Source organism: Pseudocolwellia antarctica (assembly GCF_049933045.1).
Lineage (GTDB): Bacteria > Pseudomonadota > Gammaproteobacteria > Enterobacterales > Alteromonadaceae > Pseudocolwellia.
In genome coordinates, this window is the sequence record NZ_CP187926.1 from 572,969 (window position 1) to 597,093 (window position 24,125).

A 24,125-nucleotide genomic window follows, 5' to 3' on the forward strand; every position below is an offset into this window, starting at 1 on the left:
ATTGGTGTTTTATGAAAGAATGGGAAAGTACAATGATTGAAGCTAAACAAGCTTTTAACGACAAAGTGTTTAGTGCGGCTATTTTTCTAAATAAGCATGCGGTTGATATCGCCATATCAGGATTCAATGAGAATGTGGTCAGCGATGCAGAAAAAGCCGTAGCTTCCGTTATGGTGAGTTATTTCAGCTTGGCAGACTCGTATATTGCGATCCGAGATTTCAAACAAGCTTACAACATGTATCAACTCAGCTTTAGTTTTCTGCAAACCCTAAATCAAGAACATTCTGAAGAATTAGTCATAAGCAGAGCTGTATCTCATGGAATATCACATCTAAAAATTGAGTGGAGCTTATTCGTTAAAGATCATCAAGACAAAATAACAGAATTAAATCCAATATTAGGTAACGCATTTCAAACCAATTTACACACACTAACAAGCCCGTCTGCTGTTGTGCATTAGTCCATTATTAAACAAGGAAACAATATGTTAAAAATATTCTTAGCCACTTTTATCGTTTTATTCTCTAATGCTTCATTAGCTCATAGTGGGCATGACCATAGCCATTGGTCGAGTAACTTAACTCACCTTATTTTAGCTTTATCTACTGTTAGCATTGTTGCTTTAGGTGTGTATTTATTACGTCGTAAAAATAAATTTAAGAAAGGAGAATAAAATGATCCATTCATTATTAACGTCACTAGACAAAAAAATGCATTTTAAAACTGCTTCAGCGCATTGTGATATTCCTTGTAAGATTTATGATCCAAGCACAGCTCAAATCTGCGCATTAACCATGATCCGCATGGTAGATTTAATTGAAGAAATTAATGCTAAAGAAAAAGCCACTGTAGAAGATCGCTTTCAGTTAGTCCGCTTAATTGCTGAGAAAGAATCTCATGGCGTTAAATTGAAAGAAGAAATTAGAATCATTTGGGGCGATTACTTTAAACAGCCGAAAATAGACAAATACCCTGATATTCATCGTTTAGTTCATAATATTATGATGCAAGGCTCTAAAGTTAAGCAGGGTGTAAGTCAGGCAGAGGGGCTTAAATTACTTGCTTTAGTTAACGAATTTGCCACTATATTTTGGGAAACTAAAGGGGTTGCTGTTCACACTGCTATTTGCCCATATCCACCAAGCCAAGCTGTTGTATACCCTACTCTAGAAGCTGTTTCTTAATTATAGTGTTGTGATTCATTTAATACGGGTGAAAGGCGACAGTATGCTACCCGAACTTGCTCATGGTGATTTTGTTATTGTGAGTAAGTTTTATAAATCATTAAAGGTGGGTGACCTTATTGTTGCGGAACATCCTGAATATAAATCTATTATTAAACGTATAGTGCAAGTATCAGCCGAGCAGGGTGTACTTTTGTCAGGTAATAATTCAGCTAGTGTGTCATCAGAGAAAATGGGATGGATCTCAAGCAAAAAAATCTTTGGTAAAGTGATTTTCGAATTTAACGCTAAAAAGTGATTTTTTAGCGCTTTATCGTCAGTAAAAAAACCAATAGAAATCTCAAAAGAGGGTGAAACTTATTTATTCAGAGTTTAGGGCCTGTTGATCTTTCGAGATTGTTTTTACAGCAAGGTGTTTGATATTTAGACAAGGCAGAGTATGTGACGTGTAGCTGGCTACTCGAACAGACGATAACGTGGTATAAATTTCAAACACAGGCTGCCCTTTGGGTTCATTTAAAACGAATTTACTCATTGCTGCCTACATGGAGTCCGTACTTGGGTTATGTTGGAACGTATAACCCGTGTTCGCTTTTTTAATAAGACTGCATGGATGCAGAAGGTAGGGCGACTCAGGAGACAAAGCCGAGAATGACTATTAGACAAAGCTCACATCGCGATTAAATCCGTTTTAAATTGAATAAAATTTAACCCTGAAAGATCAACAGGCCCTGGTTATTTATCAATACTAAACTTGGGGTTTTGACCATAGTCATTTGCATCATGGCTGTCTTGAATTAAAAAATACAACATAATGATAGTACCAATAAATGGTAGTAAAAATAACAGTTGCCACCGACCTGAACGAGTTGTGTCGTGCAAGCGCCTTGCGGTAATACTTATTGATGGAATAAGCATGGCGAAGCTGAATAGATTAGCAAGAACTATGGTTCCTAAAGCATAATCAATAAGGCTTAAAACAAGCATGATCAGAAAATAAAATAATATATACATCCAATAAGCTTTACGGGGCGTTCTACCCGTAAAGTCAGTATACTTTTTTAAAGCATCAATATAATATTCCATTCGCTATTATTCTTTCCTGAGTTATATAACTGTGTAATTTACCTGAATAGCAGGCATAAAAAAAGTGAGTTTTATTGCTGAGATAATTTAGCCGTAATGAATTGATACAAAGTTGAAGATAGCCATAAACCGTTTAACTTATAGTTTACTGGGTAACTTTGTGTTTTATGATGTTAAATCTTTAAAATCACATAGTACATAGCCTTGTTAATCCATTATAATCAAACTGATAAAATTTAAATTCAAAATACTTAAAAGGACTTATTGTGAAAAAAATATTTTTATGGCCTGTGTGCTTCTATCATTTAATAGCTCTGCTTTAGAGCTTGCCAAATACCCAATCGAACTCAGTTCTGGTGATGGTGTTCATGTTGTTATTGCCCCAACAACAGATAAAAAACAAGCGTTAGTAAAAGTAACAGGTATTAACCATGAAATTGATGGAATTACATTTTTAACTGATTACAAACCTCATGGCAGTAATAATGCTTATAAATATACTTACGACGGCTCAGAACGTAGCTTAGTAAGTGTTAGTGAAGGATATCGTTGTTGTACTTATACGCTTTATATACCAGAGACACGAGATGGTACTTATTTAGCAAAGAAAGAAGAGTCTAACCCTTCGGTAGTTGCTGAATTAAAAGCTGAATATGAGCAAAAATTAAGTAACGGTGCTCAAGCTAAATTAGCTAAGTTTAATCGTGAAAAGCATTTAGACTTTCAAAAGAAAAAAATAACGGCTGCTAATAGCGAAATAGATAAACAGTGTGGATTAAAAATAGAAACTACTGTTGATTGGAAAGCTATTGATGATAAAACATTACAAAAGTACGCTGTAGGTTCATTTTGCGCACAAGTTGCTAATGAAATAGCTTCTATGTGTAAAAGCGATAAAAGCTTTAAAAGTGATATAGACCATATTAATACAATTGAATGTCAATTTACTGATAAGTTAAAACTGCGTCAGAACAGTAAAACGTTAACATTTAAAACTGCGCCTAAAGCACCAAACCAAAGCCAGTTTATAGAGTCTTATTTACTAAATTTATAATGTCTCTTTGAAAATTTTAAAAGCACCTTCGGGTGCTTTTTAGTTAATGCTAGTAGGGTAGTGAAACCTGTTTTAAATACAAGCAGTGGACGGGTACGTATTAATATCCACAACACATTGCTAACTCAATATAAATAAATAAATGATACTTAGAGGTATAGCTATAAAACCTAGAGCATTAATTATCAATGTTACTTTTGCTCCTAGAAAGCCACTTATTAAATTAAATACCATAGCACTAGATATAAGACCTAAAAGAAATAACCCTATTCCCCAATATCATGACGTAATACCATAACCCAATAAATCATCACTTAACTTCACATTTAAACCAACAATAATTCCACAGTCCATTCATGAGTATTTACCTAATAAAATTAAAACAAAGTATATGTTGCACACCTAAATGATAACGATTATCATTTAGGTGTGGTTAAGGGTACCTCAGATAAAAGCTAAGAAGAAAAGCGAATTACCTGAGTGAAAATTAATAACCTTGAAGCATTTAATAATGATAAGTCTATAAAAAGGAAAAGTGATGTTAGCAAATATTAAAGCCAGTTCAGAACCTGTACTTTGGCAACGATTATTAACCTTTGGCAACCAGTGTTACCACAACCAAAACTGGCAGCAAGCTGAATATTACTATAAAGAAGCGGAGTCACATTTAGAGTATTTATGGTCGTTAGATGAAACCAATAGCAACTTATTAATGGCATGGATAACTGCCTTACATAATTTAGCTTACTTATGTGAATCGGTAGGTGATGGTCATGCTGGGTTGCAGTATTTACTAATTCCACATTACCGATTGTTAAGCTTAACCAAAGAGCTTGGTACATCAGAAGATTTGAAGCTTATTGCTATTAATGCATTAAGTCTTACGTATACGCCTATAGTGGCTTATACACAAAGAAACCCTATTTGTGAAGATTGTCAGCAGGTTATCGATTCACTTAAAGGTGACTTTGGTGATGATTTAGAAAACCATATAAAAATGGTGCATTAATTATTAAAACTATTAGTTAAATCAAATAAAGAGTGAAAAATCACTAATTCTCAAAAAGGGTATTACATAGGTTTATTTTTAAGTGTTTAAATGGAGGTCTGTTATGTTTTATAAGTTATTGAAAATATTAGATGAGAAATTAAATTTTGTCACTGTAGCAGCTAAGCAGAAAGATCTTTATGAAAATCATGCGAATAATGATAAAGATCTTGAGGATTAATGCGATGACCTTTTTAGGATTCAAAATATTAAAAGTGAAGGGGCATAGTATGTTCCCTAAAATACCTCAGAACAGCTATGTTCTTGTTAATCAATGGCTAAATTTTTGGCGAATAAAGCCAGATCAAACCATTTTAATAAAACATCAAACCCTTGGGCTGATAATTAAAACTGTCGCGTTAATCGATCGCTATGGTTTTATTTGGAGTAAAGGTGAAAACCCATCAAGTTTATCAGTGGAAAGAATAGGCCCAATCGATAAGCATCAAATCATAGGCCCTGTGCTTATGATTTTTAAACAGTAGCCTGACTCTAACTGGGGTTAGCTCTACTGTTCTTCAATTAACTCGGCGTGAACTTTAGTTTGAACTAAAATATAAACTAAAGCATTGACTGTAAATTCGAATTCAACGTTTATAAAGCCATCAAAAATCTAACAATAAGACATAAGTGAATGCGTAAAATTTTATTTAAGGCATTAGCTTAGACCAAATTATACTTAACAGTAAGTATAATAAGAATGATTCTCACTTGTACTCCGTGAATATATTGTTACAATATCGCCATAAAAATAAAGTTGTATAAATTATTTTAAATTCAAAATAAAAACAAGGTTAATTAAAACATGAAAAACAAAGTATCAAATTTTGCTTCTAAAGCAATTTTAGGTGCGGTATTTAGCATTTTTGCTACTACTGCTATTGCAGGTGAAAACTTGTGGGTTTACGCAAAAGGTACAGATACACGCCCTGAAGGAAGTTTTGAATTTAAATTACAAGACACTATTCGCTTAGATAAGAATGCAGGTGATCATTACACATTCCATGATATTCACCCTGAAATCGAATACGGTGTAACAGACAAATTTACAATCGCAGCTGAAGCGATTATTTTTAGACACGATTATGATGTGGGTTCTGAAGCAGAAGGCGGTCCTTGCCCAATGTGTGAAGCTGGCGACGGAACGGGTAAATTCAAAAAAACTCAGTTTGCTGGTTATGAACTTTCAATGAAATACAATATTTTAAGCCCATACAAAGATGTTATTGGTTTATCTGTAGGTGCAAGTTATGAACGTCGTGACAAATACCGTTTAGACGGCGGCGATATTGACCAAGATTCATTTGTTGGTTTTGTATTTCTTCAGAAAGATTACTTAGATAACACGTTAATTACAGTGTTAAACATAAAAACTGAATTTGAACGCAGAAAAGCGGGCAGCGTTGTTGAAGACGAGCTAGCGATTGATATTTCTGCAGGTATTTCTTACCGCGTTGCGCCTAAATGGTTTGTTGGTTTAGAATTTAGACATCAGTCTGATTACTTAAACCCACAAGATAAAGCTGAAGCAGGTAACATTGAAGATGGTTTTGATGAAGATGGTTACACTATTGGCTTACAAAAAAGCAACTTTGACTTAACTGATTTTAGAATTGGTAGCCAACATCAAAACGGTAACTACTTTGGTCCATCTGTTCATTTTGCTGAGCAAAAATGGTGGGTTACTGGTGGTGCATTATGGCAAATTAGTGGTGGTGGTTCAGAACATGCTGACGTACGTAATGGCAGAAACTGGGATGAGCACGAAAAACTACACATTGGTTTAACGTACGGTTACGAGTTTTAATGGTTAACCATTAATAACATGTAATATCGTTAATTAAATAATGATGCAGAATACTTAAGGCTTGTGAGAAATCACGAGCCTTAAAGCTTTAAAAAATCAGGAAAACTATAAGAATTATGAAACGTAGAAACTTTATTAAAAACACATTGTTAGGTCTTTCTGGTTTAGTTTTAGTGCCTAAAATAGCATTTTCTAAAACTTTTTTAACGATTGAACAAGCACAAAAAATCTTGTATCCAGAACAAAAGTTAACTGCATTCCCGATCACGTTAACTGAAGATCAAATGGACAGTATTGAAGATGCTATTGATATTAGAGTACGTCACGATTCGGTAAACGCTTGGCGCACCGATGAACACGATTGGTTTATTGTTGATCAAGTTATTGGTAAGCATGAAAACATCGATCTTGCTGTTTCAATTTCTAAAGAAGGTAATGTTACGGGCATTGAAGTGCTTACTTATAGAGAAAGCTACGGTAGCCAAATTATGCACCCTAAATGGCGTGCACAATTTCATGGAAAAAATAGCAGCGAGTTTTTGAAACTAGATAAGCAGATTAAAAATATCTCTGGTGCTACACTGTCGTGTCGTCATGTGACGGATGGAATTAATCGTTTAAACGAAACATGGAAGCAAGTGCTTAGCCTACTGTGAAAATAAATAACTTAGAACGCTGTAAAACCTTACTCGGAACCTTTGTTGAAATAGAATTAAAAGGAACGGTAGATGACGATGAGTTAATCGCTTTATCTAATACGCTTTTTGATGAAATTGAACGCATCCATAATTTGTTTAGTTTTCATAGCGAACTCAGTGAAATATCAACGTTAAATAGACAAGCATTAGATTTAGCCAACAGAGCGGAAGGTGACAATACGCCATTAACGCTAACTGTTTCTGATGATTTAAATAAAGTTCTATCTTTAGCCTTAGAGCTGAACCAGTTTACTCGAGGCTTATACGATGTATCTGTAGCGCCTAGCTTAATTTTAAATGAACAGTTACCTAATCATCTTGCGTTAACCCTTGTTAATAGACATTGCACATTAAATTTAGGCAATAGCAGTAACATGACCTGTAAAGATAATGTGGTGATTATTGAAAAGCCGTTATGTATAGATTTAGGTGGTATTGCCAAAGGTTACGCTGTTGATTGTGCATTAACGAAAGTACCTGACAATATATATTGTCGAATTAATGCAGGTGGTGATCTAGCGATCAATCAATGGCGAAACGAAGAAGTAGCCGTTAAATACAAGAAACGCAGTAGCGCTTTAAGAGTAGTTAAAATGCAAAACAAAGCATTAGCGACTTCAGGTAATTACCTTCGTGATAAAAAATCAGCTTTTGTGAATCCATCAACAGGCAAACACATTAAATTTAAAGGCAGTATGTCGGTGTTTTCTTCTCATTTAATGCTGTCAGATGCATTAACTAAAGCCATGATTTTGTCGTCTCGCGCTCAAAGACGTCAGTTAGCTAAATATTATAATGCCCAAGCGATAAAAATTAATCGTTTAGGTTTTGTTAAGCTTTATTACTAAAACCGTATCACGTTAAGTTTTAGTATTTATAACAATAAATAAGTACCTTTTATGTCAAACATTTCACTCACCATTAGTCAGCGTTACCGTTATTTTTTCTACTGCGTTTTAGGACTCAGCTTAGTTACAGGCGTTGCTTTTTGGTTGTTTCGACGATTTGGTATGGTAGAAGGGGACTTTGGTCCCGAGTCTCATTTCTTACAATATCCCATGCTTCAAATACACGGTTTTTCAGCCTTTGTTATGTTGATGAGTTTAGGGGCTATTTTCGCCTCTCATATCCCTAAAACTTGGGCATCTAAAAGAGCAAGGAAATCAGGGTTATTTATTTTAATCGCAACAAGCCTTTCAATTCTTAGTGCTTATGTTTTGTATTATTTAGTGAATGAAAATTGGCATGAATGGCTAGGTAATGGTCATGCGATTATGGGAATATCTCTGCCACTTATTTTGTTGCTTCATATTAAAAAAGCCTATGTATCTCGTTATAAAAAGAAGCCTAAAGATGTACAAGAACGCGTTCGTCGCCATAGTCATATAAAGAGTCATCCTGATGCGTAGAAGAAAATTCATTCAAACCGTTTGTGTTGCTAGTGCCATAGGAACAGGCATGTTAGCAGGCTGTAAATCTACTCAGGTATTGGTTCAAGGCGTAAGAAAAGAGAACAAAATTTACATACCTTTAGCTGAATTCGACCTAAAGAAAACAGTAAGTGTGGCTTATGAAAAAAGCGCCATAGGTGTTACTCAGCTTGAAGACAATAAATATGTAGCTGTGTTACTTAAATGTACACACATGGGCTGTGCAGTAGCGAGTGAAAAGGTTAGCGATGATCAAGCGGGTTTTGTATGCCCATGTCATGGCGCTAAGTTTGCTGCTGACGGTGAAGTGTTGAAAGGTCCTGCTGAAAAGAACTTAACTCAATTTTTAACTTCTACATCAAGTTCAAGTGAAAGCGATGGCAATCAGTTTGTCGTTATCCATTTGTAACTTTCTTCTCGTTTTATCCAGGTGTGATCATCTTTAATTATGAATGCTGTAAAACTCTCATCGTTTAGCAAGTTATTACTTCTTCCTATAAACGTGTTTCATTCAAACCTTATTAAATCAGGTTTATTAACTTTAGTTGTAAGCTTTACGTGGCTTTTTTCACCTGCGGTTTATGCATTCCAAAATAGCCAATCAGAAAACCTTTTAAATGACTCTGAAGACAACGTCGACGATAAAAACTCTTCAAGTAATGTTGAAGTTTTATCGATATACAACAACAGCCGTTTATCATCTATCGACGATGTGTTTACTTCAGACAATACGCTTATTTTTCTACAAGACAGTGTAAGCCTAGATCGCACAATAGCTGATGTAATAACACAAACCGTGGGTGTTGAGCTAAACGGACAAGGCGGATTATTACAAAGTTATAATATGCGTGGTTTTAGTCGAGACCGCATTAAAACAGAAGTTAACGGCATTCCTATTATTACCGACCGTAGGGCTGGTAACTCAATCTCCTTTATTCCTACCAAATTAATCAACAGTGTTTATATACAAAAAGGTCCTAGCTCATCTTTATATGGTTCAGGCGCTATGGGCGGTGTTGTCAGTTTATCAACGCTTGGTAACGACAATCTTATTGGCGTTAAGCTTGAGCCAACAGATGATTTTGATGGCTTAACTAGCCAAAGTGTTTTTGGTCAATACACCAACACAACCAACAATGATAGCAGCATAAATATTGGTGGTGTACACCGTAAAGCTAAAGCAACTTATTCAGCTGACAACACACCTTTATTTAGCCAGTTTGAGCAAACAAGTCTTAGCGTGAATACTGATTTTATTTGGAATAATATCGATATTAATGCCTCACTTATTTATAGCCATGGCGTAAATATTGGCAAAAGTTCATCAACCTTTCCAGACAACAGAATAAGTGACTATCCAGAAGATGATCACTTACTGAGCCAAATTCAATTTTCAGATCAAAACGATACGTGGAAGCTGCAATTTTTTCAGCATAAACAATATTGGCAAACGGATATTGTACGCTTAAGTGATGGCGATATTAGTCGACGAAACTTCACTGATTATTCATCACATACCTTTGGTGCGTTAGCGACTTATGCTTTAGATCAAACCCTATTGGGTGTTGAGTGGAATGAGCGACAAAACATTAATATTACTGAGCAAGAGTTTGACGCGGATAACACCTTTTTGTGGGCTAACACTTCGGTTAATGCCGATGAGCGTAATATCGGTGTATACATCAACCATCATTGGTATATTAATGCGTTAACACTTAATGTGGGAGCTCGTTACGACACTGTATCGGTAAAACAAAACAATGATAATAATTTAGATGAACAGTCGGCTACACCAGCAAGTCGAGTATCGTTAAGTAACTTATCTGTTAATAAGGATGCTTTTTCAGCGTCTTTGAATGCGCAATATGCTTTTGAAAACAACACACAACTTTCAGCTGAAATAGCTTCGTCTTTTAGGTTTCCTACTGTAAGTGAGTTATTATTTTCAGGCGAAACGCCAAGAGGGAATACCCAAGGTAATCCAGATTTGTTGTCAGAAAAAAGTATGGGTTATCAGTTGTCGTTAACCCATCAATTTTCACCAACTATCGAAGGTAAAATTAATACTTACCTATATGATATTGAAAATTATATCGAGCGTTTAACGTTAAGTGTTGATGATGGAACTGGTAATAATGAAGATATAACGGGCTATAAAAATTCAGAAAACGTTACCATAAAAGGCGTAGAGCTTTTAGCTACATGGCAAGCTTCGCAACAGTTTAATTCATCATTAGGCTTACAATGGCAGCAAGGTAAAAATCAAAATAACGAGACTGTGGATGACGGACTACCCGCAGCAATTAAATGGCTATTTCAGTGGTCTCCTGAAGTTAAAGGTTTAAACGATTTTTCGATCATTAATAATATGAGCTACCGCTTTACACGTAATAGCTTTGGTCCGTCAGAAATAGAATTATCGAAACGATTAATATGGAATACCACAGCGAGTTTTAAATTTAATAAGCAGAGTGAAGTGGCTTTGTCGGTATTAAATTTAATGAACGAAAACTATAAAGCCTCTTCCGATGAAGATGCACCATTTCAACCTAAACGTAGTATCGATTTAACGTTTACATGGTTTTATTAAAGCCAAAGTAATATTTTTCCTGTTACTCGTTAGTTATATCGACAGTTAGTACTACATGTTAGAAGTGAAAATAAAAAGAGTAAGTTAATCCAATATGTCTTTTAGAAAAGTAAATAGAAGCACACACAAATGGGCAAGCATCATTGTTGCCATACCTGTACTTATCATTATAGTGACGGGTATTTTGTTGTTGATTAAAAAAGAATTCAGCTACCTGCAACCAGCGAGTCAGAGTGGCGTGAGTAATGTACCAAGTATTCCGTTTGATGTTATTTTACAGCAAGCTAAAAGTGTTGAAGAGGCACAGGTAGAGTCGTGGGATTCTATCGATCGTTTAGATGTTAGACCGTCAAAAGGCATTATAAAAATACGTACAAACTCGCAATGGGAAATTCAACTCGACTCTGAAACTGCAGAAATACTTCACGTAGCTTATCGTAGATCAGACACCATTGAACAAATACACGATGGTACTTATTGGCAAAAGAATGCGAATTTATGGCTAAGTTTACCTGTAGCTATCACGTTGTTGTTGATCTCGTTAACGGGACTGTTTCTATTCTTTTATCCGTATTACAAACGTTTTCAAAAAAGAGATTAGTCGGTGCTAACGTTAAAACCTGACTTGAAGGTTTTAACTGAAAGTCTAACTTTTATTTATGTTTAGCGTTAACTGTTTAAGTGCTAAAGAATAAAGGTATTCTTTGATCTTTCAGATATAAATAGATAAGGAGCCCATAAACATAATGCGATAGCGCCACTGGCTATAGCTTGGATTGTATCTATTGTTATGAATTCAATTTCTGGAAACAAAAAGCTGATTATTAAGTTATCAATACAAATGAAAAAAAATGTCGCTATCGCGGTAATTAAATACCATTTAGGAAATATTGATTTCTTTTTGAAAAATAAAATAATTAAGGTAATAGATAAGATTACAAAAATAATATTTGCTATAAGCTCTCCAGCGACTAACGAAATAAATGCTAAAGATGCGCTTTCTATTATGTCTTCCATTGTTCCATCTGAAAACATAACAGGATAAATATTTAAAAGATCGGAGAGTAATCTAAAAGGTGAAATAGTAATGCCAAAACCAAGTAAAAAAAGCCAACCACCAAATTCCCAAGGTTCTTTTTTTATAACATCTTGCTCAATTTCGTTAACGTCCATTTGATTTCCTAATTAATCCGTTTGGTATAACTCATATTACGTTACTTTTATTATTGTGAGAACTAGCAGTAAGAGTGAAAGACTAATTGAATTGAAATTATGAATCAATAGGTTAGGTTTTTCGAACAGGATTGAGGTTAAGCAGCCATATAAGATCTTTTTATATGGCTGCTTAACTTATTTATATACTCAAATGTTATATTTTAAAAGAGGAAACTAAGTCATTAAGTTCAACGGCAAACTTTGCCAGATTCTCACTTGTTTCAGCGGTATGGGATGCGCTAGTGGTTGTTTGCTCTGTCATAATACTAATTTTATTAATAATGTCTTTTACTTGTTGAGTTGTTGCACTTTGTTCTTCAGTAGCGGCACTCACCATGATATTTAAATCGGTTACTTCAAGCATTTTGGTTTGCATATTTTGTACTAAACTACCTGCCTCTTTTGTTAATACAACGCTGATTTTTGTTTGCTCTTGAAAGTGCTCCATGTTGTTCACAACTTTTTCTACGCCTAATTGTAAAACTTCTATCACTGATGTGATATTAGCTGTCGACTCTTGTGTTCTACTTGCTAAAGTTCTTACTTCATCAGCAACCACTGCAAAACCTCTACCTTGTTCGCCAGCTCGTGCAGCTTCTATTGCAGCATTTAATGCGAGTAAATTTGTTTGCTCAGCAATGCCTTGAATGGTCGATACAATTTCACCTATATTCAAACTAGCGTCTTTTAACTGTGATACTTCTTTGAAAGACTCTTGAATACTGAGGTTAAGCTCATAACTAGACGTAATGTTTTTATCAATAATAACAGCACAATTATTAGTGTTTTCTGTCGCTTGTTTTGTAGCGTCTAATGTTGTGTGTGTATTCTCAGCAACTTCTCTAATGGCTATAACCATGTCATTAGAAGCGGAATCAGCGCATACAATATCATCGTGTTGACTGCGCATGCCGTGATTGATTTGTGAAGTGACTGCCGATAACTCTTCTGCTTGTGTTGCTAAACTGCAAGATGAAGCGGATATTTTTAATAAAACATTCCTAAAATTTATAAGCATCTCATTAAATGCATTACTAATTTCTGCAAGCTCATCTTTACCTTCTACTTTAAGGGTTAATGTTAGATTATTAGTCTTATTTATCTCCATCATTAAATCTCGCATATCATTCAAAGGTTTGTAAATATTTCTACTGACTTTGTACGATAACCAAATAATGAATAAGAAGAATAATGATACTTTCATGGTTAGGTTTAAGGCACTTTCCCAAAAAATATCATCGGCATCATCTATGTATATGCCTGTTCCTATGACCCAACCCCAAGGTTTAAAGGACTTAACATAAGAGATTTTATCTATATTTTCAGTACTGCCTGCTCGGTTCCATTGATAACTTACAAAGCCCTCTTCTTGAGCTTTTACAATACGTACCATTTCTTCAAAGAAACGAAAGCCATTGGGATCACTAATGTTTTGTATATTTTGACCAATCAAGTTTTTAGTCGGGTGGGTCAGCATAAGATAATCAAGAGAGTTAACCCAAAAGTAATCTTTATCGCCATAATGCATTGTTCTTAGAGATGCTAACGCATGAGATTTTGCGTCTTCTTCAGTTAAACTTCCATCTTGAGATTGTTGGTAAAAATACTTAACAACATCGGTTGCTGCTTCTGCTAAATGGACTGTTTTTGTATATCTATCTTTTAACAAGTTCTCATGTAATGTACTCAGAGATAATAGCATCATGGCAGTTAACGCTATGAATGAAGAAATGATGAGTATTAATAGTTTAGATTTAACTTCTGAGCTTACTTAATGTTACGTTCACTAATATTTATCCGAAAATTTTTATAATGCTTTTATTATTGCACAAAATCTAAATATTTCAGTAGTTAAGGTAAATTAAATTGTTTTTATTTTAGGAAAAGCTATAGGTTTTGAATAAGTATTAGCCGAGTTGTGCTTTTGAATAAATTATTTGGACCGTAAATTTATATTACGCACTGTTGCTTCTCATTAAAACCCACCAATACTATTGAGGCTTGTCATCATGTTTTTTAATTTGGTAGGGAATATAGGGGAGTTAATATTAATTTTGAGAGGCTTTTTTCTCTTTCTTCTTCGCTTTAATTTCTGAACGTCTACGTTTGAAAAATGCTGAAAGTAAGCTGCTACATTGTTCAGCTAAAACGCCTTTGGTAGTTTCTATTTTATGGTTATGTTTTTCGTGATTAACTAAGTTGAAGGCACTACCTGCTGCGCCTGTTTTTAGATCGTTTGCAGCGAAGACTAAACGTTTAATTCTGCTATGAACAAGTAAGCCTGCACACATAGGGCAGGGCTCTAACGTTACATAAAGCGTGCAGTCGAGCATGCGGTAGTTTTGTAAGCTTTGTCCTGCTTGTTTGATTGCGAGCATTTCGGCGTGTGCTGATGGATCGTTTAAGGTGATGGACTGATTAAAGCCTTCGCCAATAATTTCTCCGTTAGCAACGACAACGGCTCCAACAGGAATTTCGTCAATCTGCTCGGCTTGCTGTGCTAACTCGTAAGCACGTTGCATAAACTTTATATCAGTTGGATCAAACACATCAGTTTCATTAATGTCATCGACTTTATTAACTTCATTGAACTCATCAACATTGTCTGTACCGTCTGTTACTTTACTTATGTTGATGCTCATAAAAACATCTCAAGTAGATCGTTTAAAAATCGGTGTCCGAGTAGCGTAACTTGCCATGTATTAGCATCGTCTATGCTGTTTTCGGTTGCATCAATGGCTTTTAACAAGCCTTTTTGTTGTGCATTTTTAAGTGTTGGTAGAATGATGTTACGGCTTAATCCTGTATGAGCTTCAAAATCATCTAGGTTAAATTCATCACACAGTCTAAGTAGATTCATCATGTATTCGAAAGGTAGCTCGTTTGTATCTACTTCATTTAAATGATCTAAATGCTCGCGTGTTTTATCTAAATAACCTTTAGGATGTTTTACTTTAATGGTTCGGTATATTTTTTGTTGCTCTACGTCGGTAATTTTACCGTGTGAACCACAGCCAATACCTAAGTAGTCTCCAAAGCGCCAGTAGTTAAGGTTATGCTTACATTGATATTCTGGCTTGCTGTAGGCTGATATTTCGTATTGTTTATAACCCGCATCTTCAAGCAGCTTTACGCCTTGGTCTTGAATATCCCACAAGGTTTCATCTGCAGGCAAAGTTGGTGGCTTTGAATGAAACGGTGTATTAGGTTCAATAGTTAATTGATACCAAGATAAGTGCGTAGGGTTTAATGCTATGGCTGTTTGCAAATCATCGAGTGCGTTATCTAAAGATTGATTAGGTAAACCATGCATTAAGTCTAAATTAAAGCTACTTACGCCACATTGAGTGGCAAGTTCTGCGGCACTTTTAGCTTGTTGGCTATCATGTATTCTACCGAGCTTGATCAGCTTGTCTGATTCAAAACTTTGTACACCAATAGATAAACGTGAAACGCCTGCATTAAAAAAGCCTATAAATTTATCGGCTTCAACTGTGCCTGGGTTAGCTTCTAAGGTTATTTCTATATCAGCATTGTGAGTAAACCTTGCAAGTACTTGGTCTAACATTGATTTAATAGCGCCTGCTGAAAATAAGCTTGGCGTACCACCACCAATAAATATGGTGTGTAATGGTCTGTCACTTAGCTTGAAACGTTGAATGTCGGCATCTAAATCTTGTATTAATTGCTCAACATATTCTGCTTCTGGCATGTCGTGTTTTAAGGCGTGCGAGTTGAAATCACAGTACGGACATTTTTGTACACACCAAGGAATATGTATGTATAACGATAACGGCGGAGCTTGAAGCACTATAGATATTCCTGATATTGATTGATAACGCGGATTCAGACTTTATATTAACTGAGCTTGATTATGCGTTTTTTGCTAATTCTTTCACTAATAAAGCGAGGGCTTGACCACGATGGCTTAAAGCATTTTTTAAATCGCGAGGCAGCTGAGCTGAAGTCATTTGATGATCTTCTTGCCAAAATACAGGATCGTAGCCAAAACCTTGTTCACCTAACTTTTCGGTGATTATACTGCCTTCCCAAACACCATGACAAATGATTGGAGTAGGATCTTCGGCATGTTTCATGTAAACCAAAACACAATGGAATCGCGCTGTACGTTCAGCTGTTGGTACGTTAGATAAAGCGTTTAATAGTTTATCTGTGTTATCCGTATCGGTAGCATTTTCACCGGCATAACGAGCTGAATATACGCCAGGAGCACCGTTTAAAGCGTCAACTTCTAAACCTGAATCGTCTGCTATTGCTGGTAAGCCTGTAATTTTAGCTGCATGGCGCGCTTTAATTATCGCATTTTCAACAAAAGTTGTTCCTGTTTCAGGTACTTCAGGTACATTAAAGTTGCTTTGTGGTACTACTTCAATAGCGTGCTGTGCTAATAAAACAGACAGCTCTTTTACTTTGCCTTGATTACCTGTTGCTAAAACAACTGTAGACATGATTTTACCTTTAAATTGTATAGTGTTTTTTAATTGGGGGGATAATACAATATTATCGTTAGTCTATTAAGTTATTTCCCTCTCAAGGATAATTTAAAGTATGAGACGAGCATTTTTACTTTCCCTAGAGTATGTATACCCAAATACAGAAAATGCCTAATTAGGCAAAATGTTTTTTAGAAAGATCACCACTCCACTGACTCCTCATCAAGCAGTGTGTTTTTTTAGGTTTTACAATTTAATCCCAAGCAGGGGTTATTGATTAAGGATCATTATGTCGTTTAAAGATTCACTTCTTGGTTTGCTCATTGTTATTATTTGGGGCGTTAACTTCCTTGCAATTGCATGGGGGCTTGATGGTTTACCTCCCTTATTAATGGGTGCTTTACGTTTCGCTTTAGTATTTTCTATTGGCTTTTTGTTTGTTAAAAAACCGAATATTCCCCTTAAGTGGATGGTAGCTTACGCTTTAGCCATTAGCTTTGGCCAATTCGCCTTTTTATTTAGTGCTATGTCGATGGGAATGCCAGCTGGCTTAGCTTCTTTAATTTTACAATCTCAAGCCTTATTTACCTTGATTTTTGCTGCCTTACTGCTGAACGAAAGAATTAAGTTCGCGCAGTTGTTATCTATGATCGTCGCTGGCGCAGGGTTATACATTATTGCAGGTACAGGTGAAGATTCAGCAATGACCCTTATCGGCTTTGTATTAACTATTATTGGTGCAGCGTCATGGGCATTAGGTAATGTAGTTAACCGAATTATTAGCAATAAAGGCTTTAAACCAGGTATAGATTTAGTGATTTGGTCGGCTTGGATACCTATTATTCCTTTTATGTTATCAAGCTTCATTTTTGAAGGTTCTGACTTGATCATCGCAAGCTTACAAGGTTTTAGTTGGGTGTCATTTTTAGCGTTAACCTATTTGGCTGTTGCTGCCTCTATCAGTGGTTATGGTTTATGGAGTTATTTATTAAGTCGTTACCCTGCTGGCACCGTAGCGCCGTTAAGTTTAGGTGTGCCTATTGTGGGTATTTCAGTATCGGCTTATTTTTTAAATGAAACCATAACTGACATGCAATGGATAGGTGGAAGCTTAGTGCTTTTAGGTTTAATTATTAACGCTTTTTGGGCTAGATTAACGGTAAAACTAGGCTTTAAAAAGGCAGTTGTTAAACCGATGTAAGCTTGATAAACATTTTATAACGTAAATTTAGTTCGAAAAAAAAGGTGAAGTATACAATGTATATTTCACCTTTTTTGTAAGTTAACCACCCATTAACTCTTAATGGTACAGCTTAATCCACATAAAACTTCTGTTTGAATTTAAACGATTTATTACCTGTGCCATCGTTTACTGTAATGTCGAAATAATAAGTTTCTTCATGGGAGTAGGTTACTTGCGCTAGGTAATAAATAGCATCACCTTCGGTTACTTCATCAAATTCTAGGCTTTTGATTTGTCCTAAATCATTACGCGCTTTGCCTGAAATACTCACATTTTTAGCCGGTTTGCCTTTAACTGTGTTGTCGAGTACCGCAATATTAATCACGCCATTGTAGCGGCTACGTTCAATATCGTATGCCTTTGCTATTTTCGGTGTTAAAAATGTCGCACCAAAGGCAATGTAATGTACGTCTAAATGGTCGAGCGTTTTCATGTTTTCAGCATGAGCACTGAACATAAATACTGATGAGATAATTAGTAAACTAAGGTTTTGTAATAGTTTTTTCATGGCTTGCTCCTAAGTCACTAATGGAAAAACAGAGTGACTTTTTTAATTGAATGTACAGGCTAACTTATAGAATCGACCAGTAAGGGATCCAACCTGATAGCAATATATTGCTTACATTTAATATTAAAAATGCCGCTAATATTGATAAGTCTAAGCCACCAATTGCAGGAATTATATTACGAATAGGTCGTAATACAGGATCTGTTAATTGTTGGAAAATAGCTTGTGTAGGATTATAGCCTTGAACAACCCAGCTCATTAATGCCATAACTAACATGATGATAAACAGCAAGAAGCCCGTTTCTTTAATCACATATAAACCACCTAAAAATAGTGCCGTTACTACATCAGCCCCACCACCATTTAACATTGGAATAAGAATGAACTTAAGGGTTGCTACTATGTAGGCTAAAACTACCGTTGCAACATCAATACCGCCAAAGCCGGGTATGATTTTACGAAAAGGAACCACTAATGGGTTACTTACTTTTACGATAAATTGGCTCAGTGGATTATAAAAATCTGCGCGTACAAGCTGTAGCCATAAACGCAAGATTAAGATCATCAGTACTGTGTCGAATGCAAAGTCGAGCAAAAAGTTAATTGCTTGCATTTATTTCTCCGGTAAATTTAATATCTAGCTTTCTCAAAATGTAGCTATCAGGTTTTGAAGCCATTCTTTTGAGAAAGTATGTTAGCTATTTGCTAGTTCTTTGGCTCTAGTATGTGCCGCAGTCATTGCTGTTGCTACAAGTTCAGGTAATCCGCCATCAGTAAATTGTAGAAGAGCTGCCTGTGTAGTGCCACCTTTAGAAGTAACATTGGTGCGAAGTTTTCCTATTTCAACCTCTGGATTGTCTACAACCATAGTTGCAGCACCCAATGCAGTTTGTTGAACTAGCAAGCGACTTTGCTCAGGAGTAAAACCTAAGGTTTTTGCATGTTGTTCCATAGCTTCCATAAATAAGAAGAAGTAAGCAGGACCAGAACCAGACACACAAGTTACATCATCAATACCTGCTTCGCTTTCAAGCCAAATAAGCTCACCAGTACAAGCGATAACTTTTTCTACTGCTGCTTTTTGTGCGTCAGTAACAAATTCGTTGGCGAAAATACCTGTCATACCCAATCCAACTTGCGCTGGCGTATTCGGCATAGTACGGATAATTGCCGTATTTTCGTGTAAAGCTTCTTGTATGGTTTTAAGTAAACAACCTGCAGCAACCGATACAAAACACTTGTTTTCAATGGTAATGTTAGCGGTAATGTTTTTACATACTTCTACAATTAAGTGTGGTTTTACGCCTAAAATAACCGTATCAGCAAAAGCTACAGCTTCTAAGTTATCAGCCGTATTTAAAATGCCATATTTTGCTGAAAGCGCTTCGCGTTTCTCAGGTGAAGGGTTTGTTACTATGATGCTTTTAGGGTCAACACCGTTTTTAATTAGTCCGCCAATAATGGCGCCGTTCATGTTACCTGCACCGATAAATGCTATTTTGGTCATTATTTTTCCTGTTATTCTGTTTGATTGTAGGGCTTAGATGCCTTGTATTCTTTTTGATTATAGGGCTTAGGTGCTTTGGTTAATTGTACTCAGCCTAATGATTATGCTCTTGCACCAAATATTGCTGTTCCAACACGCACCATAGTTGAGCCTGACATGATAGCTTGTTTCATATCTCCCGACATCCCCATAGATAAAGTATCTACTTGAGGATACGTTTTTTTTAAGTCTAAAAATAGGCGCTGCATTTCATCAAAACGTTCAGCAGAAGCGTTTTTTTCAGGTATCGCCATCAGGCCACGTAAAACTAAATTATCACAATTGTTAACATAATGAGCTAACTCAGGTAAATCGTTTGTTAATACTCCCGACTTATTGTTTTCGTTACTAATATTGATTTGTAAACAAACGTTTAGTGGGGTATCTTTAAGACCTCTTTGTTCGTTTAATCGAGTCGCAATTTTTATTCGGTCAACACCATGAACCCATGAGAAGTTTTCTGCAATTTGTCGGGTTTTATTTGATTGAATAGGCCCGATGAAATGCCAACAAATATCAGACAAATGTGAAAGTTGTGCTACCTTTTCAATAGATTCTTGTACATAGCTTTCACCAAAATCTCGTTGACCTGCTGCGTAAGCTTGTTCAATGAGTTCATTAGGTTTAGTTTTACTTACAGCAAGTAATGTCACTTCGTTAGATTCACGATTAGACAGTTTACATGCTTGAGAAATTTGCGCTTCAATAGCCGCGAGATTATCTTTAATGAGTGTCATATAAATTGTTTCAAACTGTTAATTTTAATTATTCGAACTATTATTCGAGTTACCTCTCGAATTGTTCATAGCTAAGAGGTCTGTATGGATATTACCGAATTACTTGCATTTAGTGTTGAAAATAATGCGTCAGATTTACATTTATCAACGGGTACTCCACCTTCTATTCGTGTTGATGGTGATGTTAGAAAGTTAAACATACCGGCATTTGATGCCGCAGACGTTAACGCGTTAGTTTATGATATTATGAACGACAAACAACGCAAAGACTACGAAGAAAAGCTAGAAGTGGATTTTTCATTCGAAGTTCCTAATTTAGCTCGTTTCAGGGTTAACGCTTTTAACCAGAACCGTGGTCCTGCAGCTGTATTTCGTACTATCCCAAGTAAAATTCTTTCGTTAGATGATTTAGGTTGTCCTGATATTTTCCGTGAAATTTCTGATACGCCACGTGGCTTAGTGTTAGTGACGGGTCCTACGGGTTCTGGTAAATCAACAACGCTAGCGGCTATGGTTGATTACATTAACAGTAGCAAACACGATCATATTCTTACTATCGAAGATCCAATAGAATTTGTGCACGAAAATAAAATGTGTTTGATTAACCAACGTGAAGTTCATCGCGATACATTAAGCTTTGAAGCTGCATTACGTTCAGCGCTTCGTGAAGATCCAGATGTTATTCTTGTTGGTGAGATGCGTGATTTAGAAACTATTCGATTAGCAATGACAGCGGCAGAAACAGGTCATTTAGTTTTTGGTACGCTACATACAACTTCTGCTCCTAAAACTATTGACCGTATTATTGATGTATTCCCAGGTGAAGAAAAATCTATGGTACGTTCAATGTTATCAGAGTCTTTACGTGCTGTAATTTCACAAACCCTTATTAAAAAGGTTGGCGGTGGTCGAGTAGCTGCGCACGAAATTATGATAGGTGTTCCTGCTATTCGTAACTTGATACGTGAAGATAAAATTGCACAAATGTACTCAGCTATTCAAACGGGTATGTCGCACGGTATGCAAACCATGGATCAATGTTTACAAAACTTGGTTAGTCGAGGTTTAATCACACGTGAAGCTGCAAGAGAAAAAGCGGCTGATAAGAATCAATTCTCATCGGGTTATTAATCCAAACAATCATTAAGGCGTTTAAATGAATTTTAATGAATTACTATCCAAAATGGTTGCTGCAGATGCGTCTGATATGTTTGTTACAGCTAAATTACCCGTTAGTGCAAAAATTAATGGTGATTTAACGCCTATTGATGAACATTATTTAACAGCAGAAGAATCATTAAGTTTGGTTCACGACGCTATGACTGATAAAAACAAACGAATATTTGAAGAAGAGAAAGAGTGTAACTTTGCTATTTCTATTGATGATATTGGTCGTTTCCGTGTATCTGCATTTTGGCAGCGTGATATGGCAGGTATGGTTATTCGTCGAATTGTTACCGACATACCAGAAGCTGATGATTTAGGTTTACCATCTGTTTTAAAAGATGTAGTGATGTCTAAACGTGGTTTAGTATTATTTGTGGGTGGTACAGGTACAGGTAAATCTACATCAATGGCAGCATTGATTGGTTACCGTAACCAAAACTCTCATGGGCATATTCTTACCATAGAAGATCCTGTGGAATTTGTTCATGAACACAGAAAATGTATGGTAACTCAGCGTGAAGTGGGTTTGGATACCGTAAGTTTTGATGCAGCTTTGAAGAGTTCATTACGACAAGCGCCAGACGTTATTCTTATTGGTGAAATCCGTAACAGAGAAACCATGGAACATGCGTTAAGTTTTGCTGAAACAGGTCATTTATGTATCGCAACACTGCATGCTAACAACGCTAACCAAGCGATTGACCGTATTATGCATTTAGTACCAGCAGACCAGCATGGTAAATTATTATTTGATTTAGCGTTAAATCTACGGGGTATTATAGCTCAACAGCTTATTCCGACTACTGATGGTAACGGTCGTGTTGCTGCGATTGAAATATTATTAAATTCACCATTTATCGCCGAGCTAATTAAGAAAGGTGATATAGGTGGCGTTAAAGAAGTTATGCATAAATCTAAAGAATTAGGTATGCAGACTTTCGATCAGGCATTGTTTGATTTATACCAATCAGGTCAAATTAATTATGCTGATGCGCTTCATCATGCGGATTCACCAAATGATTTACGCTTAATGATTAAATTACGTAGTAATGATCAAGGCGGTTCAGGTGCTTTGTCTGGTGTTACTTTAGCTGGATTAGAACCAGAAGAAGACGGATACTAACAAAACGTATAATAAATAATAAAAAAGGGATCGTTAAGATCCCTTTTTTGTGTTCGTTATTTCTGTTCTTTAATATTCAGACAAGAGCCAGTCAGGCTCAATGAACAAAGTTAAGCTGAATTAGACAAAGTTAAGAAGGTTAAGTTATCCGTACATTGATTCAAAAAAGCTTTCGATAATAAGCTTGGCTGATTCTGCATCTATATTGTCTTTCTTAAGGTTTTTATAACCACCTCGAGAAAATAGCTGTTCTTTCGCGTCAGCCGTTGTTAAGCGTTCATCTTGATACTCAACGGTTATACCGAATTTACCAAATAAGCGTTTCCCAAACTTTTTAGCATCTAAGGTGAGTTGCTGCTCGGTGCCATCCATATTTAAAGGTAAGCCCACCACTATATAATCAGGCTGCCATTCTTTAAGATATTGATTAACGTTATCCCAATGAGGAATACCATCGTTGGCTCTTACGCTGCCTAATGGCGTGGCACTACCAGTGATTTCTTGACCAACAGCAACACCAATATATTTTTTACCGAAGTCAAAACCGATAACAGTACGTTGACCGATGGGAGTATTTTTTGCCATAAATTATGTTGTCGCTTAAGAGGTTTTGTTTTTGAAAAAATGAGAGGAGAGCTTAGTAATAATAAACACTAAGCGTGGCCTACATCATTAGAAAGGTGAGCGATATCGATACCCAGTTTTTCTGTAGCTTTTTTCCAACGTTGTTCAATAGGTGTATTAAACAAAATGTCGTTGTCGGCATCTATGGTTAACCAAGAGTTTTCTTTTATCTCTTCTTCTAACTGTCCAGGACTCCAACCAGCGTAACCTAAAGTCACTAAAAATTGTTCAGGCGCACTTTCTGTACCTAATGCCATTAAAATGTCTTTAGATGTTGTGATCATAACATCGCTACTCAGCGATAATGAACTCTGCCAACCCTTTTGTGGGCTATGCAATACAAAGCCACGTTGAGTTGACACAGGACCGCCCGTAAGCACTTTTTGATGCATTACTGGGTTTTCTTCTACATCAGCCTCAATATGAGCTAAGAGCTCATTTAAGGTCATATCAATAGGTAAATTAATAATGAGTCCCATCGCACCTTCATTATTGTGCTCGCACACATAAATAACGCTTCGGTCAAAATAAGAGTCGTTTAATGAAGGCATTGCAATAAGCAATTGATTTTCAAAATTAGTCATATTGTTAACTTATTTAATATTATTTA

General features: G+C 35.9%; 29 protein-coding genes. 17 read left to right on the forward strand and 12 right to left on the reverse strand.

The window, feature by feature from the left end; translation table 11 throughout:
* Window positions 1-11 precede the first annotated feature (11 nt).
* Genes ACPUVN_RS02515 through sodX form a run of 4 tightly spaced genes read left to right on the forward strand, consistent with a single transcriptional unit; the run spans window position 12 to window position 1,483 of the window.
* Complete coding sequence (locus ACPUVN_RS02515) at window positions 12-461, forward strand: hypothetical protein (RefSeq protein ID WP_426358173.1); 450 nt, start codon at window positions 12-14, stop codon at window positions 459-461.
* 24 nt (window positions 462-485) lie between these two features.
* Entirely contained in the window at window positions 486-674 is a 189-nt protein-coding gene (locus ACPUVN_RS02520; protein WP_426358172.1) for a hypothetical protein, read from the forward strand.
* A gap of 1 nt (window position 675) precedes the next feature.
* Window positions 676-1,185: a superoxide dismutase, Ni gene (gene sodN, locus ACPUVN_RS02525; protein ID WP_426358171.1), complete on the forward strand. Its 510-nt coding sequence runs from the start codon at window positions 676-678 to the stop codon at window positions 1,183-1,185.
* A 10-nt stretch (window positions 1,186-1,195) separates the two neighbouring features.
* The gene (gene sodX, locus ACPUVN_RS02530; protein ID WP_426369903.1) at window positions 1,196-1,483 is read left to right on the forward strand and encodes a nickel-type superoxide dismutase maturation protease; all 288 of its coding nucleotides are present in this window, start codon (window positions 1,196-1,198) and stop codon (window positions 1,481-1,483) included.
* Window positions 1,484-1,920: 437 nt separating this feature from the next.
* Here sodX and ACPUVN_RS02535 read toward each other — a convergent pair whose 3' ends face one another.
* Complete coding sequence (locus ACPUVN_RS02535; RefSeq protein WP_426358169.1) at window positions 1,921-2,271, reverse strand: DUF805 domain-containing protein; 351 nt, start codon at window positions 2,269-2,271, stop codon at window positions 1,921-1,923.
* A gap of 283 nt (window positions 2,272-2,554) precedes the next feature.
* Between ACPUVN_RS02535 and ACPUVN_RS02540 the strand changes: the two genes are divergently transcribed.
* From ACPUVN_RS02540 to ACPUVN_RS02585, 10 genes are all read left to right on the forward strand, one after another.
* Window positions 2,555-3,325 carry a hypothetical protein gene (locus tag ACPUVN_RS02540; protein ID WP_426358168.1) on the forward strand — a complete coding sequence of 257 codons (771 nt, stop codon included), beginning with the start codon at window positions 2,555-2,557 and terminating at the stop codon, window positions 3,323-3,325.
* Window positions 3,326-3,863: 538 nt separating this feature from the next.
* A complete protein-coding gene (locus tag ACPUVN_RS02545; RefSeq protein WP_426358167.1) occupies window positions 3,864-4,334 on the forward strand; it encodes a hypothetical protein in 471 nt (156 codons plus the stop codon).
* Between the two features lie 224 nt (window positions 4,335-4,558).
* Entirely contained in the window at window positions 4,559-4,858 is a 300-nt protein-coding gene (locus ACPUVN_RS02550; protein WP_426358166.1) for a S24 family peptidase, read from the forward strand.
* A gap of 320 nt (window positions 4,859-5,178) precedes the next feature.
* Window positions 5,179-6,180 (forward strand): DUF6662 family protein, encoded by a 1,002-nt coding sequence (locus ACPUVN_RS02555; RefSeq protein WP_426358165.1) that lies wholly within the window; start codon window positions 5,179-5,181, stop codon window positions 6,178-6,180.
* 116 nt (window positions 6,181-6,296) lie between these two features.
* Window positions 6,297-6,836, forward strand: coding sequence for an FMN-binding protein (locus ACPUVN_RS02560; RefSeq protein WP_426358164.1), 540 nt, complete (start codon window positions 6,297-6,299; stop codon window positions 6,834-6,836).
* Window positions 6,833-7,726, forward strand: coding sequence for an FAD:protein FMN transferase (locus ACPUVN_RS02565; RefSeq protein ID WP_426358163.1), 894 nt, complete (start codon window positions 6,833-6,835; stop codon window positions 7,724-7,726). Before ACPUVN_RS02560 ends, ACPUVN_RS02565 begins: the two co-directional genes overlap by 4 nt.
* Before the next feature lie 51 nt (window positions 7,727-7,777).
* Window positions 7,778-8,287, forward strand: coding sequence for a hypothetical protein (locus tag ACPUVN_RS02570; protein WP_426369904.1), 510 nt, complete (start codon window positions 7,778-7,780; stop codon window positions 8,285-8,287).
* Window positions 8,280-8,717: a ubiquinol-cytochrome c reductase iron-sulfur subunit gene (locus ACPUVN_RS02575; RefSeq protein ID WP_426358161.1), complete on the forward strand. Its 438-nt coding sequence runs from the start codon at window positions 8,280-8,282 to the stop codon at window positions 8,715-8,717. Before ACPUVN_RS02570 ends, ACPUVN_RS02575 begins: the two co-directional genes overlap by 8 nt.
* Before the next feature lie 39 nt (window positions 8,718-8,756).
* On the forward strand, window positions 8,757-10,898 hold the full coding sequence (locus tag ACPUVN_RS02580; RefSeq protein WP_426358160.1) for a TonB-dependent receptor: 2,142 nt from the start codon (window positions 8,757-8,759) through the stop codon (window positions 10,896-10,898).
* Window positions 10,899-10,992: 94 nt separating this feature from the next.
* Window positions 10,993-11,499 (forward strand): PepSY domain-containing protein, encoded by a 507-nt coding sequence (locus ACPUVN_RS02585; protein ID WP_426358159.1) that lies wholly within the window; start codon window positions 10,993-10,995, stop codon window positions 11,497-11,499.
* A gap of 83 nt (window positions 11,500-11,582) precedes the next feature.
* On the opposite strand, the gene ACPUVN_RS02590 is transcribed toward ACPUVN_RS02585, so the two are convergent.
* The 5 genes from ACPUVN_RS02590 to ACPUVN_RS02610 all read right to left on the reverse strand — a co-directional run bounded on the left by ACPUVN_RS02590 (window position 11,583) and on the right by ACPUVN_RS02610 (window position 16,582).
* A complete protein-coding gene (locus ACPUVN_RS02590; RefSeq protein WP_426358158.1) occupies window positions 11,583-12,071 on the reverse strand; it encodes a DUF2569 domain-containing protein in 489 nt (162 codons plus the stop codon).
* A gap of 196 nt (window positions 12,072-12,267) precedes the next feature.
* Window positions 12,268-13,818, reverse strand: coding sequence for a methyl-accepting chemotaxis protein (locus tag ACPUVN_RS02595; protein ID WP_426369905.1), 1,551 nt, complete (start codon window positions 13,816-13,818; stop codon window positions 12,268-12,270).
* Between the two features lie 343 nt (window positions 13,819-14,161).
* Complete coding sequence (gene tadA / locus ACPUVN_RS02600; protein ID WP_426360585.1) at window positions 14,162-14,635, reverse strand: tRNA adenosine(34) deaminase TadA; 474 nt, start codon at window positions 14,633-14,635, stop codon at window positions 14,162-14,164.
* Window positions 14,636-14,751: 116 nt separating this feature from the next.
* On the reverse strand, window positions 14,752-15,924 hold the full coding sequence (gene hemW / locus ACPUVN_RS02605) for a radical SAM family heme chaperone HemW (protein ID WP_426369906.1): 1,173 nt from the start codon (window positions 15,922-15,924) through the stop codon (window positions 14,752-14,754).
* Window positions 15,925-15,985: 61 nt separating this feature from the next.
* Window positions 15,986-16,582 carry an XTP/dITP diphosphatase gene (locus ACPUVN_RS02610; protein WP_426358155.1) on the reverse strand — a complete coding sequence of 199 codons (597 nt, stop codon included), beginning with the start codon at window positions 16,580-16,582 and terminating at the stop codon, window positions 15,986-15,988.
* A 274-nt stretch (window positions 16,583-16,856) separates the two neighbouring features.
* On the opposite strand from ACPUVN_RS02610, the gene ACPUVN_RS02615 reads away from it, so the two are divergent.
* Window positions 16,857-17,768 carry an EamA family transporter gene (locus ACPUVN_RS02615; RefSeq protein ID WP_426358154.1) on the forward strand — a complete coding sequence of 304 codons (912 nt, stop codon included), beginning with the start codon at window positions 16,857-16,859 and terminating at the stop codon, window positions 17,766-17,768.
* 112 nt (window positions 17,769-17,880) lie between these two features.
* Here ACPUVN_RS02615 and ACPUVN_RS02620 read toward each other — a convergent pair whose 3' ends face one another.
* From ACPUVN_RS02620 to ACPUVN_RS02635, 4 genes are all read right to left on the reverse strand, one after another.
* On the reverse strand, window positions 17,881-18,318 hold the full coding sequence (locus ACPUVN_RS02620) for a DUF4426 domain-containing protein (RefSeq protein ID WP_426358153.1): 438 nt from the start codon (window positions 18,316-18,318) through the stop codon (window positions 17,881-17,883).
* Window positions 18,319-18,382: 64 nt separating this feature from the next.
* A complete protein-coding gene (locus ACPUVN_RS02625) occupies window positions 18,383-18,931 on the reverse strand; it encodes a YggT family protein (RefSeq protein ID WP_426358152.1) in 549 nt (182 codons plus the stop codon).
* An 81-nt stretch (window positions 18,932-19,012) separates the two neighbouring features.
* Window positions 19,013-19,825, reverse strand: coding sequence for a pyrroline-5-carboxylate reductase (proC, locus tag ACPUVN_RS02630; RefSeq protein ID WP_426369907.1), 813 nt, complete (start codon window positions 19,823-19,825; stop codon window positions 19,013-19,015).
* 101 nt (window positions 19,826-19,926) lie between these two features.
* Window positions 19,927-20,601 (reverse strand): YggS family pyridoxal phosphate-dependent enzyme, encoded by a 675-nt coding sequence (locus ACPUVN_RS02635; RefSeq protein WP_426358150.1) that lies wholly within the window; start codon window positions 20,599-20,601, stop codon window positions 19,927-19,929.
* Window positions 20,602-20,685: 84 nt separating this feature from the next.
* Here ACPUVN_RS02635 and ACPUVN_RS02640 point away from each other — a divergent pair, with 84 nt between their 5' ends.
* Together ACPUVN_RS02640 and ACPUVN_RS02645 are read left to right on the forward strand one after the other, a co-directional pair.
* The gene (locus ACPUVN_RS02640; RefSeq protein ID WP_426358149.1) at window positions 20,686-21,732 is read left to right on the forward strand and encodes a type IV pilus twitching motility protein PilT; all 1,047 of its coding nucleotides are present in this window, start codon (window positions 20,686-20,688) and stop codon (window positions 21,730-21,732) included.
* A 25-nt stretch (window positions 21,733-21,757) separates the two neighbouring features.
* Window positions 21,758-22,891, forward strand: coding sequence for a PilT/PilU family type 4a pilus ATPase (locus tag ACPUVN_RS02645; RefSeq protein ID WP_426358148.1), 1,134 nt, complete (start codon window positions 21,758-21,760; stop codon window positions 22,889-22,891).
* A gap of 144 nt (window positions 22,892-23,035) precedes the next feature.
* Here ACPUVN_RS02645 and ruvX read toward each other — a convergent pair whose 3' ends face one another.
* Both ruvX and ACPUVN_RS02655 read right to left on the reverse strand, forming a co-directional pair.
* The gene (gene ruvX / locus ACPUVN_RS02650; RefSeq protein ID WP_426369908.1) at window positions 23,036-23,476 is read right to left on the reverse strand and encodes a Holliday junction resolvase RuvX; all 441 of its coding nucleotides are present in this window, start codon (window positions 23,474-23,476) and stop codon (window positions 23,036-23,038) included.
* A gap of 68 nt (window positions 23,477-23,544) precedes the next feature.
* Window positions 23,545-24,099, reverse strand: a complete 555-nt coding sequence (locus ACPUVN_RS02655) for a YqgE/AlgH family protein (RefSeq protein ID WP_426358146.1) — start codon at window positions 24,097-24,099, stop codon at window positions 23,545-23,547.
* Window positions 24,100-24,125 lie beyond the last annotated feature (26 nt).